Origin of the sequence: Beutenbergia cavernae DSM 12333 (genome assembly GCF_000023105.1) — a bacterium.
In the GTDB taxonomy this organism is placed as follows: Bacteria; Actinomycetota; Actinomycetes; order Actinomycetales; family Beutenbergiaceae; genus Beutenbergia; species Beutenbergia cavernae.
The window spans coordinates 3,804,376-3,819,875 of record NC_012669.1; the positions used below are offsets into that span (position 1 = coordinate 3,804,376).

The window sequence follows — 15,500 nt, forward strand, 5'->3', positions numbered from 1 at the left end:
CTCCGGCTGGCGGACGCCGAGTGCGGGGTCAGCGTCCGAGTGCGGAGCGGTGCGCACCGCACTCGGACGCACGCCCCGCACTCGGGCGCGCGTTCGCGAACGGGCCCGGATCCTCGAGCGAGGATCCGGGCCCGTTCTCGCACCGTGCGTGCGGGGCTCAGTCGAGCCGCGGCAGCTCCGCGTCGGTCACCGTGCCACCGGGACCGGCGCCGACGGCGACCGGCTCGGCGTCCGCCGACCGCGGCGAACCGACGAACGTGAACTCGCCCAGCAGGCCTTCGCCGACGGCGTCGACCGTGACCTTCTGGCCGGCCTTGAGCTCCCCGAACAGGATCTTCTCGGACAGCTGGTCCTCGATCTCCCGCTGGATCGCGCGGCGCAGGGGCCGTGCCCCGAGCACCGGGTCGTAGCCCTTCTCGGCGAGCAGGGCCTTCGCGGCGGGCGTGATCTCGATCGCCATGTCCTTGTCGGCCAGGCGCTTGTCCACCTTCGCGATCTCGAAGTCGACGATCGCGAAGATCTCCTCCTGCGAGAGCGTCGGGAAGACGATCACGTCGTCCACGCGGTTGAGGAACTCCGGCCGGAAGTGCTGCTTGAGCTCGTCGTTCACCTTGGCCTTCATGCGCTCGTAGCTCGTCGACAGGTCACCGCCGGCCTGGAACCCCGTCTGGAGCCCCTTGGCGATGTCCCGCGTGCCGAGGTTCGTGGTCATGATGATCACGGTGTTCTTGAAGTCGACGACGCGGCCCTGGCTGTCCGTCAGGCGACCGTCCTCGAGGATCTGCAGCAGCGAGTTGAAGATGTCCGCGTGGGCCTTCTCCACCTCGTCGAACAGCACCACCGAGAACGGACGGCGCCGCACCTTCTCCGTGAGCTGGCCGCCCTCCTCGTACCCGACGTAGCCGGGCGGGGAGCCGAACAGCCGCGAGACCGTGTGCTTCTCGGAGAACTCGCTCATGTCGAGCTGGATGAGCGCGTCCTCGTCGCCGAACAGGAACTCCGCGAGCGTCCGCGCGAGCAGCGTCTTTCCGACGCCGGTCGGGCCGGCGAAGATGAACGACCCACCCGGGCGCTTCGGGTCCTTGAGGCCGGCCCGCGTGCGGCGGATGGCCTGCGACAGCGCCTTGACGGCCGCCTCCTGGCCGACGATCCGCTTGTGCAGCTCGTCCTCCATGCGCAGCAGCCGCGAGGACTCCTCCTCGGTCAGCTTGAACACGGGGATGCCCGTCGAGGCGGCGAGCACCTCGGCGATCAGCTCCTCGTCGACCTCCGCGACGGCGTCGAGGTCACCCGACTTCCACGCCTTCTCGCGGTCGAGACGGCGGTTCGTCAGCTGCTTCTCCTCGTCGCGCAGACGGGCGGCGCGCTCGAAGTCCTGGTCGTCGATCGCCGACTCCTTCGAGCGGCGCGTCTCGGCGATCTGGTCGTCGAGCTCGCGCAGCTCCGGCGGGGCCGTCATCCGGCGGATGCGCAGGCGCGCGCCCGCCTCGTCGATGAGGTCGATCGCCTTGTCGGGCAGGTAGCGGTCGTTGACGTACCGGTCGGCGAGCGTGGCCGCCGCGACGAGCGCGGCGTCGGTGATCGAGACGCGGTGGTGCGCCTCGTACCGGTCGCGCACGCCCTTGAGGATGTCGATGGCGTGCGTGAGGCTCGGCTCGTTGACGGTGATCGGCTGGAACCGACGCTCGAGCGCCGGGTCCTTCTCGACGTACTTGCGGTACTCGTCGAGCGTCGTCGCGCCGATCGTCTGCAGCTCGCCACGCGCCAGCATCGGCTTGAGGATGCTCGCGGCGTCGATCGCGCCCTCCGCGGCGCCCGCCCCGACGAGCGTGTGGATCTCGTCGATGAACAGGATGATGTCGCCGCGCGTGCGGATCTCCTTGAGCACCTTCTTCAGGCGCTCCTCGAAGTCACCGCGGTAGCGCGACCCCGCGACGAGCGCGCCGAGGTCGAGCGTGTACAGCTGCTTGTCCTTGAGCGTCTCGGGCACGTCGCCGCGGACGATGTCCTGCGCGAGGCCCTCGACGACGGCGGTCTTGCCGACGCCGGGCTCGCCGACGAGCACGGGGTTGTTCTTCGTGCGGCGGGACAGGACCTGCATGACCCGCTCGGTCTCCGTCTCGCGCCCGATGACCGGGTCGAGCTTGCCCTCGCGCGCAGCCTGCGTGAGGTTGCGGCCGAACTGGTCGAGCACGGCCGAGCCCGAGGGCTGACCCTCGGTGGGACCGCCGGCTGCCACGGGCTCCTTGCCCTGGTAGCCCTGGACCAGCTGCAGCACCTGCTGGCGGACGCGGTTCAGGTCGGCGCCGAGCTTGCCGAGCACCTGCGCCGCGACTCCCTCGCCCTCCCGGATGAGACCCAGGAGGATGTGCTCGGTGCCGATGTAGTTGTGGCCGAGCTGGAGCGCCTCGCGCAGCGAGAGCTCGAGCACCTTCTTGGCGCGCGGCGTGAACGGGATGTGCCCGGTCGGGGCCTGCTGGCCCTCGCCGATGATCTCGATGACCTGCTGGCGGACGATGTCGAGCGAGATGCCGAGCGACTCCAGCGCCTTGGCGGCGACCCCCTCGCCCTCGTGGATGAGGCCCAGGAGGATGTGCTCGGTCCCGATGTAGTTGTGGTTGAGGAGCCTCGCCTCTTCTTGGGCGAGGACGACGACCCGGCGGGCTCGGTCCGTGAACCTCTCGAACATGGTGCACCTCTCAGGGCGGCTCTGGCCGGGTTCCGACGACGACGGACCCGGCAGCGGCTGCGTTCATCCAGGCTAACCGTGCCGAGGGCTGCGTGATGCCCGTGTTCGCCCGTGGCGTGATATCGCAACGTCACGATCTGGTGAACGCCCGCGTGTCGCCGCCGGGCGGCTCAGCCGGCGCTGCGCTCGTCGTCGTCGTCGCGCACGATGCCCAACGCGGCCTCGAACGCCGCGAGCGCCGCCGCCGAGAACAGCACGAACCGCACGAGCTCGAGCGCGCTCGCCGCCGGGTCGGCACCGTCGAGCCACGTGTCGACGGAGTCGACGGCGATGCGCGCGACCACGTCCACGTCCCACCCGAAGACTCCGGCGCTGACGGCCGGGAACGCGACGGAGCGGGCGCCGAGCCCGCCCGCGACGTCGAGGCTGCGCGTGAAGCACGAGGCCAGGAGCGCCGGGTCGCGCTGGCCGACGTGGGCGTTCGGACCGACCGTGTGCACCACCCATAGCGCGGGGAGGTTGCCGGCGCCGGTGGCGACGGCGTCGCCGACGCTCAGCCCGCGCGGCAGCACGGTACGCCGCAGGTCCTGGCACTCGGCGAGCAGGCTCGGCCCGGCCGCCCGGTGGATCGCGCCGTCGACGCCCCCGCCGCCGAGCAGCGAGGGGTTCGCGGCGTTGACGACGACGTCCACGTCCTGGGCGGTGATGTCGCCGAGCACTGCCTCTCGTCGCACGACCGTCCCGGGGCTCATCCCCTCATCGTGCCCCGGCGACGGCCCGGCCGCCCGTCCGGGTGGCCCGCCGCAGCAGGATCGCCGTGACGATCGCCGCCCCGACGAGGATCACGGCGCCGATGGCCGACGTGAGGTCGACCCCGCGCGAGAACGCCTCCCGCGCCGCGTCGAGCACCGCCTCGCCGAAGGGCACCTCGCCCGCGACGGCGACGGCCCCGCCGAGCGTCTCGGTCGCCGTCGTCGCCTGCTCGGCACTCAGCCCGGCCGGCAGGTCGAGCGCGCCGCGGTACGTCGCGGAGAGGACGCTGCCCAGCACCGCGACCCCCGTGGCCGCCCCGAGCTCGTACGCGGTCTCCGAGATCGCCGACGCCGCCCCGGCCCGCTCGGTGGGCACCGACGCGAGGATCGCGTCGTTCGTGAGCGTCTCGGCGAGCCCGGCCCCCGCGCCCACGAGCGCGAACACGACGACGATCGTGGCCTCCGACGTCGACGTCAGCGTCGTGGCCAGAGCGTACCCGGCCGCCGACAGCAGCAGGCCGGCCGGCACGAGCACGTACAAGGGCGCGTGCCGCGCGAGGACGACGGCGAGCAGACCCATCGCGATCGCGGCCAGCGCGCCCGGGACCAGCCGCAGCCCGGCGTCCATGGGCTCGAGGCCGAGGACGAGCTGCAGGTACTGCGACACGTAGAACACCAGGCCGGCGAGCGCGAAGACCGCGAGCAGGTTCGCCAGCACCGACGCCGTGAACACGCCGCGCGTGAACAGGCGGACGTCGAGCAGCGGCTCGTCGCGGCGGAGCTGCCGCCGGACGAACAGCACCCCGGAGGCGATCGCGACGGCGAGCGCCCCGATCCCGACGCCCGTGACGCCGTCGTGCACGATCGTCTTGATGCCGAACACGAGCGGGAGCATCGCGAGGATCGACAGCGCGACGCTCACGAGGTCGAACCGGCCGGCGCGCGTGCCGCGCGACTCACGCAGGAGCAACGGCGCCGTCACGAGCAGCACGGCGAGCACCGGCACGTTGATGAGGAAGACCGAGCCCCACCAGAAGTGCTCGAGCAGCCATCCACCCACCACGGGGCCGAGCGCCGAGCCGCCCGAGAACGCGGCCGCCCAGACGGCGATGGCGAGGCGACGCTGACCGGCGTCGAGGAACGTCGAGCGCAGCAGGGCGAGGGTCGAGGGCATGAGCGTCGCACCGAACACCCCGAGCAGCGCCCGCGCGACGATGAGCTGCCCGGCGTCGGTGGCGAACGCGGCGTACACGCTCACGAGGCCGAAGCCGGCGGCCCCGACGAGCAGCAGCAGGCGGCGGCCGACCCGGTCGCCGAGCGTGCCCATCGTCACCAGGAGACCGGCGAGGAGCAGCGCGTAGATGTCGACGATCCACAGGAGCTGCGTGGCGCTCGGTCCGAGGTCCTGGCTGATCTGCGGCAGCGCGAACGAGAGCACCGTGTTGTCGATGCTCACGAGCAGCACGGGGAGCATGAGGACGGCGAGAGCCAGCCACTCCCGGCGCCCGGCGCGGGGCGGGGCGCCACCGCCGCGCGCGTCCGCGTGCGCCGGCGTGCTCGTCGCGAGGCTCGTCGACGCGACCTGACTCATGGCTCTGCTCCGTCTGCTCGTACCCGCCGTGCCACACGGGTTCTCTGTACCGTCCGCCCGGTACAGTAGCACTCAACCGTCCAGCCGGTACAGTGCCCTAGGCTCGTGACATGCGCGACACACGGGACCGCCTGCTCGACGCCGTCGAGACGCTGCTCATCGAGTCCGGGCCCGGGTCGACGACCCTCGAGGCGGTAGCCGCGGAGGCCGGGGTCTCCAAGGGCGGGCTGCTCTACCACTTCGGCAGCAAGCGCGACCTCTTCACGGGGCTGCTCGACCGCCTGAACGACGTCGGCGAGCAGGACTTCGCGGCCCTGCGCGCCGCCCCCCGCGGTGCGGTCGCCGGCTTCCTCGAGAGCTCACGCGTCGCCGACGACGGCTTCACCCGGACCCTCCTCGCCGCCACCCGGCTCATCGGGGTCCGCGAGGTCGACGCCGCGGCGGCGCTCACCGCGTCCATCGACGCGTGGGCCGGGGTGATCGCCGACCAGGTGAGCGACCCCGTGCTCGCCCGCCTCGTCCAGCTCGTCGGCGACGGGCTCTACCTGCACGCCCTGCTCGGCGCCGACAGCGAGCCGCTCGACTCCGCGGTCGTGGAGCGCGTCATCGCACTCGTGCCGGCCGCCGGCGACGGTCCCGACGCCTGAGCCGTCGCCGCGCTCTCACCTGCGCCGGAGCATCACGCCGGCACCCACCGCCGCCACGAGCGTGAGCACGAGGCAGACGGCGGACGTCGCCTGGACGCCCGAGGCGAACGCCTCCCGCGCGGAGACCATCAGCTCGTCGCCCAGCTCCGGGTTCCGGTGAGCCACGCCCGACGCGCCGCCGAGCGTGCGCGCGGCCGCGTCCGCGTCACCGGCCGGCAGCGCGCCCGGCACCACGAGTCGCGCCCGGTAGCACGCCGCGAGCACGCTGCCCAGCACCGCGACCCCGAGCGCAGCCCCGAGCTCGAACGCCGTCTCCGCCATGGACGCCGCCGCCCCGGCGCGCGACGGCGGCACCGCGCCGAGGACGGCGTCGCCGGTCAGCGCCTCGGCGAGGCCGGCGCCGAACCCCACGCACGCGAGGATGACGGCGACACTCGCCGCCGACGCGACGCCCGCCGTCGTGAGGGCGTACCCCGCACCCGAGACGAGCAACGCTCCCGGCAGGAGGACGCGCAGCGGGAGGCGCCGCGCGAGCGGCACGACGAGCAGCCCGGCGACGACGGCGCCGGCCGGTCCCGCCACCAGGCCGCGGGCAGCCTCCGCGGGCGTCAGCCCGAGCACGAGCTGCAGGTACTGCGACGTCCACAGCGCCAGGCCGACGAACGCCGCCTGGCTCAGCAGGTTGACGCCGACCGACGCCCCGAGGGCCGGGCAGCGCAGGAGACGCAGGTCGAGCAGCGGCCGAGGCAGGCGGAGCTGGCGGCGCACGAACAGCGCGCCCGCCCCGAGCGCGACGGCGACCGTCGCGACGCCGTCCGGCCCGCCCGCGGCGAGCGACGTCGCGCCGTGGACCAGCGCCGCGAGCGCCACGACGACGCAGACGACGCTCCACCCGTCGAGCGCCCCGGGCCGCTCGCTCCGGGACTCGGCGACCAGGCGGGGCGCGGCGAGCACCACGCCCAGGGCCAGCGGGGCGGCGAGCGCGCGCACCGCGCCTCCGCCCGCGACGTCCAGCACGGCGGCGCCCACGAACGGCGCGGCGCCGGCGCCCACGGCGAACGTCGCCGCCCATGCGGCGACGGCGGCCCGACGGCGCCCGGCGTCCGGGAACGTCGCGCGCAGGAGCGCGAGGGAGGCCGGCATGAGCGTGGCGCCGCACACCCCGAGCAGCGCTCGGGCGACGATGAGGTGGACGGGGTCGGACGCCGTCGCCGCTGCGAGGGTGACGACCGCGAACCCGGCGCACCCGAGCACGAGGAGCCGGCGTCGGCCGATGCGGTCGCCCACGGCCCCCATCGGCACGAGGAGCGCCGCCAGCACCATCGGGTAGGCGTCGGTGATCCACACGAGCTGGGCGGCGGACGGCGCGAGGTCACGGCTCAGCTGCGGCAGCGCGAACGTGAGGAGCGCGCCGTCGAGGCTGACGGCGAGCACGGGCAGGACGAGCACCGCGAGCGCCGCCCACGGCCGCGGGGCGGCGGGCGCGGCACCGCGACCGGCGGCCCGTCCCGCGGGGCGGCGTCCGACGACGACGGCGCCCGGTCGCATCGACGCCGGCGCGGCACCGTCGGCCGTGGTGGCGACGGGCATGGCGTGCCCCCGAGGTTCTCCTGGCGACCGGAGTCGGACCGGTCGGGCGTCGCTGGCCGGCGCCGGGTCCACCGTGCCGAGGCGCGGTTACGCGGCACTTTCAACCCCCCCGGGAGGGGTCCGGGGGACCGTCAGGCCTCGAGGAGGATCGTCACCGGCCCGTCGTTCGTGAGCTCGACGGCCATGTCCGCGCCGAACACGCCGGTCGCGACGACGACTCCCCGTTCCCGGAGCGCCTCCACCAGGGCGTCCACCACCGGCTCGGCCACCGGCCGGGGCGCCGCGGCGCTCCACGTCGGCCGACGGCCCTTGCGGGTGTCGGCGTACAACGTGAACTGGCTGACGACGAGCACGCCCGCACCGGCGTCGAGCACCGACCGCTCGTCGCGGAGGACGCGCAGCTCCGCGATCTTGCGCGCGAGGAGCGCCACCTCGCCCGCGCCGTCGCCCGGCGTCACGCCCACGAAGGCGACGAGTCCCTCGCCGCTCACCTCGCCCACGACCTGCCCGTCCACGAGGACCCGGGCCCGCGAGACCCGCTGCAGCACGACCCTCACGGGAGCTGTTCGTCCCAGGCCAGGACGCTGCCCACGCGCCCGCCGCGGCCGAGGACCGGCGCGTCGGCCCACTCCGTCGGAACCTGGGCGCCGACCGAGCGCAGCGCCGCGGCGACGGCCGGGGCGCACGGGCGCATCGCGCCGTCGGCGGCCTTGACGGCTACGGCGGTGCCGTCGGGGAGCGCCACGGCCAGCACGCCGTCGGCGCCGTCCTTCGCGATCGCCCCGGGCACCGCCGTCATGATCGACGTGGCGAGCCGCCCCGTCCCGGCGACGAGCCACGGCTCGGCCCGCATCGCCGCCGCGACGGCCGCCTCCGGCGTGCCGGCCGGGGCGACCGCGAGCCGTGCGAACGCCCGCGCGAGGCCCGTCAGCGACGCCACGAACGCGGGGGCGCCGCACCCGTCCACGGCGACGCCGCGCGGGTCCTCACCCAGGAGATCGCCCAGGGACTCGCGGATCGCCGCCTGCAGCGGGTGACCCGGGTCGCGGTACGTCGCGGTCGGCCACCCGGCGGCGACGCAGGTCGCGAGCATCGCCGCATGCTTGCCGGAGCACGTGTGTGCGATCGGCTCGGGCCCGCGCCCGGCGGCGAACCACGCCGGCAGGCTCGCCGTGCTCCCGGGCAGCGACGGCGGCGTCTGGAGGTCGGCCGGGCCGAGCCCGGCGCCCTCCAGCGTGGAGCGGGCGACGTCCAGGTGCCGCGGCTCGCCGGCGTGCGACGCCGTCGCGAGCGCCAGCTGCGGCGTCGTCAGCGCCACGCCGGCGCGCAGCATCGCGACGGCCTGCACCGGCTTGAGGCTGGACCGCGGGAGCACGTCCGCGTCCGGCTCTCCCCGCCGCTCCAGGACCCTGCCCGCGGCGTCGACGACGACCACGTGCCCGCGGTGCTCGGACTCGACGTACGAGGCGCCGACCCCGCCGCGCACGACGCGGGCGAGCAGCGCCGCGCCGTCGAACACCCCCGTCACCGCCGCCTCACCAGCCGCGCGGCGGACGACGGCCGCCACCGCCGCCGTACTGCCGCAGAGCCGGGCGGACGTCGGCAAGGTACACGCCGGCGGGCACGATGGCCGCGAGCGTGAGGATGATCGGGAGACCGACGCCGATCGGGGCGGGGATCCCGAGGAACCCGATGACCACGGCGGCCACGAGGATCGCCACCCACTTGCCCTTGGTGAGCTTCCCGGCGGCGGTGTACGTGCCGCTCTTGTGCCGCGCGGCGTCGACGAGAGCCCACACCTCGAGCCCGAGCCCGACGAGTGCGATCGCGAGGAAGAGATAGACCTGGATCGACCCGACGAAGCTCATGCGGCCCAGCGTACGGGCCGATCAGGGCAGGACGCGCAGCCCCTCGGACCGGGCGGCGTCGGCGAGCCGGCCGTCCCAGACCGCCAGCACGGGGTCGACCGGCGCGAGCAGCAGCGCGCCGGCGAGGACGACGGCGTCGCCCGCGCGGATCCCGTGCCGCAGGGCCAGGTCGCCGGCGGTGTCGGCCAGCTCGGGGGTCACCTCGACGACGCGCACCGAGTCGCGGCACTCCGCCCAGCGCTCGAGCGCGGCGTCCCGGGCTGCCTCGCTGAGGTGCCCGGTGCGGCGCCCTGCCTCGAGGACCGCCCGGAGCTCGGCGTCGGCGAGGCGGGACGCGACCACGGAGTCGGCGCGGTTCCAGAGTGCGCAGACGAGGTCGTGACCCGGTTCGGGGTGCACGAGTCGCAGCAGCGCGCTCGTGTCCATGACCACTGTCGCCATGAGCGGTCGCCGTTCAGCGCCGCAGCCGGCGGACCAGCCCGGAGACGCCGGCCGGGCCGGCCGGGCGCGCCTCGACCCGTGGCCGCGGCGTGGTGGGGGCGGCGAGCAGGCCGTCGCGCTCCAGGTCGGCGATGAGATCCGCGCCCGCGACGGGCGTCAGCCTGGCGACCGGCACCCCCCGCTCGGTGATGACCACGTCCTCCCCCTCCCCGGCCAGCGCGATCCAGTGCTTCAGCTCGGCCCTGAGGGTGCTCACCGGCACGTCCATCGCCCCACCGTACATCCGCACGTCTCGGCGTGGTACGTCACACAGCGGGCGACGACGACGGCGGTGGCGCGGCGCCGTCGTCACCCGGGCCGCCGGGGAAGGTGGCGCGCGCCTGGGCGTACGGCATCCCGGTGAGCTGCAGGAGGTCGGTGGTGAGGGACCTCATGAGGATGACGAGCGACTGCTGGCGCCATCCCTCGAAGTCCTCCGGGCGCAGGTGGGCGGCGACATCGGCGAGCGCCGACCGTGCGGCCGCGGCGTCGCTCCCGCTCCCCACCGCCTGCGCCAGCTCCCGGGCGGCGACGGACAGCGCGTGCGTCTGGGCCGGGACGGGACCCGGGTCGAAGCCGTCGCGCACGGCCACGGCGGCGCGGCGGGCGAGCACGCGGGCGTTGCGGATCGCTCGGTCGGCGAGCGTGCACGCGCGGTCGAGCTCCGCGATCTCGCCGGCCCGACGCCGCCAGGCGGGCGAGATGCGTGTCGTCTGCTGGGCCGACGTCACGGCCCCGCGCCAGGAGTCGATCGGGGTCTGGGTCCCGCGCGCCGCGACGAGGGCGTCCTCGATCCGGTGCGCGTCGCCGAGCCGCAGGCCCTCGGTGAGCGCGCCGAGCACGTCGGCGAGCTCGAGCAGCACCTCACGGCCGAGCGCGCGCGGGCGCGTGCGCGGGTCGCCCGGCAGGAACGCCGAGAACAGCAGCGCCACCCCGCCGCCGATGAGGGCGTCGGTCCAACGCCCGACCGGCCCGGACGAGACGGCGATCGCCGGCAGCCCCACGACGACGATCGCCTGGACGCCCGACTGGGTCGTGAACATCTGCCCGGCGTCGAGGAACCGCGCCACGAGCGCGGCCAGGAAGAGGACGACGGCGATCTGCACCGGTCCGGTGCCGAACAGATGGGCGAACAGCTCCCCGAGGCCGACGCCGAGCGAGACGCCCAGCGCGAGCTCGCCGACCCGCCGCGGCTGCACGTCCGGGCTGAAGCCGAGGCAGACCCACGCCGCGATCGCCGCGAAGAACGGGTAGGTGTGGCCGAGCCCGACGTACGCGATCGCGACAGCGACGCCGGCGGCCAGCGACGCCCAGAGCACGGGCACGAACGCCGTCCGGACCCGCACGACACCCTGGCGGGTCCGGGAGCGCGCCGCGACGCGCCACGCTCGCAGCCGGCCGGGCATGCCCGCAGACTAGCCGCGGGGTGTCAGATGACGCGGCGCCGCAACGGCGGCAGCGTGCTCTCGCGCGGGGCCGGGCGGCCGACGGCGATGCCGTCCGTGCCGACGACCTCCTCCTGGGAGGCGGCCACGCCCCCGACGACGAGCTCGGTCTCGAGCGGGAGCGACCGCTTGACGACGGCGAGCCCGATCGGGCCGAGCTCGTGGTGGCGCACGACCGACGTCAGGGTGCCGACGGGCCGCCCCTCGGCCAGCACCTCCGTGCCCGGCTCGGGCAGCACGTCCTCGGACCCGTCGAGGTGCAGCAGCACGAGGCGCCGCGGCGGGCGGCCCATGTTGAACACCCGCGCGACCGTCTCCTGGCCGCGGTAGCACCCCTTGTCGAGATGGACGGCGGTGCGCAGCCAGTCGAGCTCGTGCGGGATGGACCGCTCGTCGACCTCGCGGGCGAACCGGGGCCGGCGCGCCTCCACGCGGAGCGCCTCCCACGCCCACGCCCCGGCGAGCCGCAGCTCCCCCGCCTGCCGCGCGCCGTCGACGACCTCGTTCGCCGTCTCCCACGGCACGAGGACGTACGCACCGGCGAACGCCTCGCCGGGGTGGCTCTCGGCCGAGTAGCGGGTGCCGCCGGCGACGACGGCGGGCCACGGGTCGCGCCAGACGCCGAGCAGGGCGCCGCGCTCCTGCGCCGCAGACGCGATCTTCCGCGCGGCGTCGCCGACCGCGCCCAGCACGGCGACGTCGTCCCGGACGGCCACCTCGACGCGGAGCGTGAAGCGCATGGAGTCGAGGAAGGCGGCGAGCGGCGCGGCGTCGTCCGCCTCCGTGACGAGCCAGGTGGTCGCGCCGTCGTCGACCACCGCCGCGGCGTGCTCCACGTGGCCGTGCGGATCGAGCAGCAGGAGCTCGGCGCCGACGCCGGGGGCGAGGTCGCGCAGCCAGGCGGAGCTCAGCGTGTCGAGCCACGTGAGCCGGTCGACGCCGGCCACCGTCACGACACCGAGGTGCGAGAGGTCGACGACGGCGCGGCCGGCCGCGAGGGCGCGCTGCTCCGCGTAGGGCTCCCCGTAGTGGGCGGCGACGCCCGCGTCCGGGCCGCCCGCCGCCACGGCGCCGGGGGCGGTCAGCACCGGCCGCCGCGTCGCTGCGGGCGGGGCGTCCGAGGTGCGCGCAGAAGTGTCCACGACAGTGCCAACCCCGACGCCGGGGTCAGGCATTCCCTCCTGGGGCACGTCAGGCCATCCGGGCGAGGCGCCCCGAGGAGTAGGACTGCATCTCGTGCCCGAACGCGGCGAGGTCGGTGGCCCACATGAGGTCGCCCTGGACCAGGCCGTACATCCGGGTGGCGGCCGTGACCTCGGCCGCGGTCGAGGTGCGGGCGACGAGGTCGGTGGCGAGGTCGATGCGCGGGCCGCGGACCGAGCCCACGAACACGCTGACGTGCCCGCTCGGCTCCGCGAGCAGCACCTCGACCTCGGTCGACGGGGCACGCCGCCCCGCGGGATCTGGCTCCGCGCCGCCGGGTTCGGTCCTCGTGTCGGAACCCTCCTGGACCACGCCGAACGCGCTCCGCCGCGGGCCGCCCACCACCGGCCGCCAGTAGCCCGACTCGGCCGCCCACAGCTGGCCGGCGGCGAGCGCCTCGGGGTCGAACGGCCGGTCGAGCCCCGCGAGCTCGCCGTCGAGCAGCCAGGTGGTCGACGCGTACGCGAGGTACGGGCCGCCGTCGTGCGTGAACTCCGTCTCGACGACGACCGGCCGCTCCGGGATGTCCGGGTAGGCGAGGAATCCCGGCCCGCGCCAGCGTCCCAGCAGCCACGCGAGCGGGTAGACCTCGGGGGCGAGGTCGTCCGGGATGGCGAACGTCATGTCCTCAGCGCTGGCCCTTGAGCAGGCGGTAGACGACGTACCCCGCGAACCACGCGGAGCCGACGCCGACCGCGATGACCAGGGCGGTGAACACGGCCTCGAGCATGCGTCGATCGTACCGGCCGTGCCGGCGCCCCGAGACCTACAGGAAGAGCCGGTCGACGACGTACACCGGGATCCCGACGACGACGATCGGCAGCATCGCCGCCGCCAGGCCGGCGGGGAAACGCCCCGCGGTCGGGTACCGCCCGAGCAGGATGTGCAGCGCCGCGGTGAGCGTGCCCGTCGCGAGCCCGACGAGCGCGCCGGTCAGGGCGCCGATCGACGTCAGGAGGGCCAGCCCGGCGACCGCGCCCACGACCGTCGTCACGCCCATCGTGATGAGCGCCTCCCGCCACGGCCCGAGCCGGATCGCCGTGCAGGCCGACGCGGCGGCCAGCGCGATGGCCGCGCACAGCACCAGCGCGACCTCGATGACTCCCGGGCCGAGCGCCGCCCAGCCCGCTCCCGAGCACACGACGGCGAGCCCGGTCACGGTGCCGGCGAGCGACTCCACGAGGCGTGGGCGGCCGTCGCGGCGCGCGAGCTCGTGCACGAACGCCGCACCCACCCCGAGCGCCATGACGACGGCGAGGTAGCGCAGGTCGCCCCCGACCAGCACCGCGCCGAACGCGGCGAGCGTCGCGCCGACCAGCACCACGATCGTGCCCCGCGCCGCGGGCAGGCCGAGCAGCATCGCCCAGCCCACGGCGAAGATCAGCGTGGCCGCCCCGGCGGCCGCGACGAAGCCCGGCCAGCTCAGGTACGCGGCCACGGCGAGCCCGGTCGCCGCCAGCGAGGTCAGCACCGCGCGCGTAGAGCTACCCATGAGAGCGGACACGCGCGCTCCTTCGTGTGGTCGGTCGAATCGTCGGTCGCCCGCGGCCGCCCACGGGGCCGGGCAGGCGGTGACGTTCCGGCCCCGGCACTGCAATACAGTAAGCCGACGGTCGGAAGGAGTCCCAGGTGGCGGACCTGTTGCTGCTCACGTCCGAGCCGGGAGGCTCCGCCCAGGTCCTGCCCGCCCTGTCGCTGCTCAACCACCGCATCCGCGTCCTGCCCGTCGAACCCTCCGCTCTCCTCGACGCCCCGGACGCCGACGTCGTGCTGCTCGACGCGCGGCGGGACCTCGTCACCGCGCGCACCACGTGCCGCCTGCTCCGCTCGACGGGCCTGGCCGTGCCGCTGCTCCTCGTGCTGACCGAGGGCGGGCTGACGGTGGTGACGGCTGACTGGGGCACGGACGACATCATCCTCGACACGGCGGGTCCGGCCGAGCTCACGACCCGGCTCCGCCTGCTCGCGGAGCGCGGCGCCACGCAGCGTGGGGCGGACGAGCCGACCGAGATCGAGGCCGGCGAGCTGATGATCGACCCCAGCGGGTACACGGTCCGGCTGCGGGGCCGGCCCCTCGACCTCACGTACAAGGAGTTCGAGCTCCTGAAGTACCTCGTGCAGCATCCCGGCCGGGTGTTCACCCGGGCGCAGCTCCTGCAGGAGGTGTGGGGGTACGACTACTACGGGGGCACGCGCACCGTGGACGTCCACGTGCGGCGGCTGCGCGCGAAGCTCGGCACCGAGCACGAGCAGCTCATCGGCACGGTGCGCAACGTCGGCTACCGGTTCGACCCTCCCCGGGAGCGGCGCGTCGCGGAGCCGCCGCCGGCGTCCGACGGACCGGCCGCCTGATCCGCTGCCCGGGCTGCGAGGGACCGGCCGACGGCGTCCGGACAGACCCCGGCAACCTCCCCGACGGCTCGCCGTCGCCCGAGGGTCGTTCGCGGGTACAGTGTGCAGCGACGTCGGGCCGCGGTAGCCCCGGGCTCCACATACAGCCGCTTCGAGCGGCCACGCGCCGAGAGGCGCTCTGCGGTCCGGCGTCACCTCTGACGTGACAGACGACCCTCCCGTCCCGTCCCCGACGCGAAAGCCCCCGACAGTGCGCCTGCGACTCACGCCCCGCGATGCGACGTTCTTCGACCTCTTCGCCGGCCAGGCGCAGTACCTGGTGACCGGTGCGGACCTGCTGGCACAGATCGTCGGCGCCGACCCGGAGGAGCGCCCCACGATCGCGGGCCGCCTCCGCGACGCCGAGCACGACGCCGACGAGGCCACGCACACGATCATGCGGCGGCTCAACCAGACGTTCGTGACGCCGTTCGACCGGGACGACATCTACGAGCTCGCGTCGAGCCTCGACGACTGCATGGACGAGATGGAGGAGGCCGGCGACCTCATCGTCCTGTACCAGCTCGGGGACCTCCCGAAGCAGGTCGTGCGCCAGGTCGGCGTGCTGCAGCGGTGCGCCGAGCTGACCGCCCTGGCGATGCCGCGCCTGCGGTCGATGCAGGACCTCAGCGACTACTGGGTCGAGGTGAACCGCCTCGAGAACGAGGCCGACCGCGCCTACCGCAAGCTGCTGGCCGGCATCTACGAGGGGAAGACGCCGGCGGGCACCGACCCGCTGGCGATCATGAAGCTCAAGGAGGTCATCGACGTCCTCGAGTCCGCGGCCGATGCGTTCGAGAAGGTGGCGAACACCGTCGAGACGATCGCTCTCAAGGAAGCCTGA

The 15,500-nt window shown here is 74.8% G+C and carries 16 protein-coding genes; 3 read left to right on the forward strand and 13 right to left on the reverse strand.

Annotation, left to right across the window (positions count from 1 at the left end; all coding sequences use genetic code 11):
* Positions 1-157 precede the first annotated feature (157 nt).
* The 3 genes from BCAV_RS17140 to BCAV_RS17150 form a co-directional block, all read right to left on the reverse strand.
* Complete coding sequence (locus tag BCAV_RS17140) at positions 158-2,689, reverse strand: ATP-dependent Clp protease ATP-binding subunit (RefSeq protein ID WP_015883883.1); 2,532 nt, start codon at positions 2,687-2,689, stop codon at positions 158-160.
* A 170-nt stretch (positions 2,690-2,859) separates the two neighbouring features.
* Positions 2,860-3,441: an O-acetyl-ADP-ribose deacetylase gene (locus tag BCAV_RS17145; protein WP_015883884.1), complete on the reverse strand. Its 582-nt coding sequence runs from the start codon at positions 3,439-3,441 to the stop codon at positions 2,860-2,862.
* A 4-nt stretch (positions 3,442-3,445) separates the two neighbouring features.
* Positions 3,446-5,032 (reverse strand): MFS transporter, encoded by a 1,587-nt coding sequence (locus BCAV_RS17150; RefSeq protein WP_015883885.1) that lies wholly within the window; start codon positions 5,030-5,032, stop codon positions 3,446-3,448.
* Between the two features lie 110 nt (positions 5,033-5,142).
* On the opposite strand from BCAV_RS17150, the gene BCAV_RS17155 reads away from it, so the two are divergent.
* Positions 5,143-5,679, forward strand: coding sequence for a TetR/AcrR family transcriptional regulator (locus BCAV_RS17155; RefSeq protein ID WP_015883886.1), 537 nt, complete (start codon positions 5,143-5,145; stop codon positions 5,677-5,679).
* Between the two features lie 15 nt (positions 5,680-5,694).
* Here the strand turns inward: BCAV_RS17155 and BCAV_RS17160 are convergent, their stop codons facing one another.
* The 10 genes from BCAV_RS17160 to BCAV_RS23025 form a co-directional block, all read right to left on the reverse strand.
* The gene (locus tag BCAV_RS17160) at positions 5,695-7,269 is read right to left on the reverse strand and encodes an MFS transporter (protein WP_015883887.1); all 1,575 of its coding nucleotides are present in this window, start codon (positions 7,267-7,269) and stop codon (positions 5,695-5,697) included.
* A 131-nt stretch (positions 7,270-7,400) separates the two neighbouring features.
* The gene (dtd, locus tag BCAV_RS17165) at positions 7,401-7,826 is read right to left on the reverse strand and encodes a D-aminoacyl-tRNA deacylase (RefSeq protein ID WP_015883888.1); all 426 of its coding nucleotides are present in this window, start codon (positions 7,824-7,826) and stop codon (positions 7,401-7,403) included.
* Complete coding sequence (locus BCAV_RS17170) at positions 7,823-8,797, reverse strand: asparaginase (RefSeq protein ID WP_015883889.1); 975 nt, start codon at positions 8,795-8,797, stop codon at positions 7,823-7,825. The genes dtd and BCAV_RS17170 overlap by 4 nt, the downstream gene beginning before the upstream one ends.
* A 7-nt stretch (positions 8,798-8,804) precedes the next feature.
* Entirely contained in the window at positions 8,805-9,137 is a 333-nt protein-coding gene (locus BCAV_RS17175; RefSeq protein ID WP_015883890.1) for a DUF2516 family protein, read from the reverse strand.
* A 21-nt stretch (positions 9,138-9,158) separates the two neighbouring features.
* Entirely contained in the window at positions 9,159-9,578 is a 420-nt protein-coding gene (locus BCAV_RS17180; RefSeq protein ID WP_015883891.1) for a type II toxin-antitoxin system VapC family toxin, read from the reverse strand.
* 13 nt (positions 9,579-9,591) lie between these two features.
* Entirely contained in the window at positions 9,592-9,846 is a 255-nt protein-coding gene (locus BCAV_RS17185) for a type II toxin-antitoxin system Phd/YefM family antitoxin (protein ID WP_015883892.1), read from the reverse strand.
* Between the two features lie 37 nt (positions 9,847-9,883).
* The gene (locus BCAV_RS17190) at positions 9,884-11,023 is read right to left on the reverse strand and encodes an FUSC family protein (RefSeq protein WP_015883893.1); all 1,140 of its coding nucleotides are present in this window, start codon (positions 11,021-11,023) and stop codon (positions 9,884-9,886) included.
* A gap of 23 nt (positions 11,024-11,046) precedes the next feature.
* Positions 11,047-12,237: a CAF17-like 4Fe-4S cluster assembly/insertion protein YgfZ gene (ygfZ, locus tag BCAV_RS17195; RefSeq protein WP_015883894.1), complete on the reverse strand. Its 1,191-nt coding sequence runs from the start codon at positions 12,235-12,237 to the stop codon at positions 11,047-11,049.
* A gap of 16 nt (positions 12,238-12,253) precedes the next feature.
* Positions 12,254-12,889, reverse strand: coding sequence for a nitrobindin family protein (locus BCAV_RS17200; RefSeq protein WP_015883895.1), 636 nt, complete (start codon positions 12,887-12,889; stop codon positions 12,254-12,256).
* 142 nt (positions 12,890-13,031) lie between these two features.
* The gene (locus BCAV_RS23025) at positions 13,032-13,769 is read right to left on the reverse strand and encodes a hypothetical protein (protein ID WP_015883897.1); all 738 of its coding nucleotides are present in this window, start codon (positions 13,767-13,769) and stop codon (positions 13,032-13,034) included.
* Positions 13,770-13,894: 125 nt separating this feature from the next.
* On the opposite strand from BCAV_RS23025, the gene BCAV_RS17210 reads away from it, so the two are divergent.
* Entirely contained in the window at positions 13,895-14,617 is a 723-nt protein-coding gene (locus BCAV_RS17210; RefSeq protein ID WP_015883898.1) for a winged helix-turn-helix transcriptional regulator, read from the forward strand.
* A gap of 250 nt (positions 14,618-14,867) precedes the next feature.
* Complete coding sequence (locus tag BCAV_RS17215; protein ID WP_015883899.1) at positions 14,868-15,500, forward strand: DUF47 domain-containing protein; 633 nt, start codon at positions 14,868-14,870, stop codon at positions 15,498-15,500.

Bases quoted from the DNA above. Each gene is read 5' to 3' on its own strand.
- BCAV_RS17140 (WP_015883883.1), bottom strand. From the start codon at position 2,689: ATGTTCGAGAGGTTCACGGACCGAGCCCGCCGGGTCGTCGTCCTCGCC.
- BCAV_RS17145 (WP_015883884.1), bottom strand. From the start codon at position 3,441: ATGAGCCCCGGGACGGTCGTGCGACGAGAGGCAGTGCTCGGCGACATC.
- BCAV_RS17150 (WP_015883885.1), bottom strand. From the start codon at position 5,032: ATGAGTCAGGTCGCGTCGACGAGCCTCGCGACGAGCACGCCGGCGCAC.
- BCAV_RS17155 (WP_015883886.1), top strand. From the start codon at position 5,143: ATGCGCGACACACGGGACCGCCTGCTCGACGCCGTCGAGACGCTGCTC.
- BCAV_RS17160 (WP_015883887.1), bottom strand. From the start codon at position 7,269: ATGCCCGTCGCCACCACGGCCGACGGTGCCGCGCCGGCGTCGATGCGA.
- BCAV_RS17175 (WP_015883890.1), bottom strand. From the start codon at position 9,137: ATGAGCTTCGTCGGGTCGATCCAGGTCTATCTCTTCCTCGCGATCGCA.
- BCAV_RS17180 (WP_015883891.1), bottom strand. From the start codon at position 9,578: ATGGCGACAGTGGTCATGGACACGAGCGCGCTGCTGCGACTCGTGCAC.
- BCAV_RS17185 (WP_015883892.1), bottom strand. From the start codon at position 9,846: ATGGACGTGCCGGTGAGCACCCTCAGGGCCGAGCTGAAGCACTGGATC.
- BCAV_RS17190 (WP_015883893.1), bottom strand. From the start codon at position 11,023: ATGCCCGGCCGGCTGCGAGCGTGGCGCGTCGCGGCGCGCTCCCGGACC.
- ygfZ (WP_015883894.1), bottom strand. From the start codon at position 12,237: ATGCCTGACCCCGGCGTCGGGGTTGGCACTGTCGTGGACACTTCTGCG.
- BCAV_RS17200 (WP_015883895.1), bottom strand. From the start codon at position 12,889: ATGACGTTCGCCATCCCGGACGACCTCGCCCCCGAGGTCTACCCGCTC.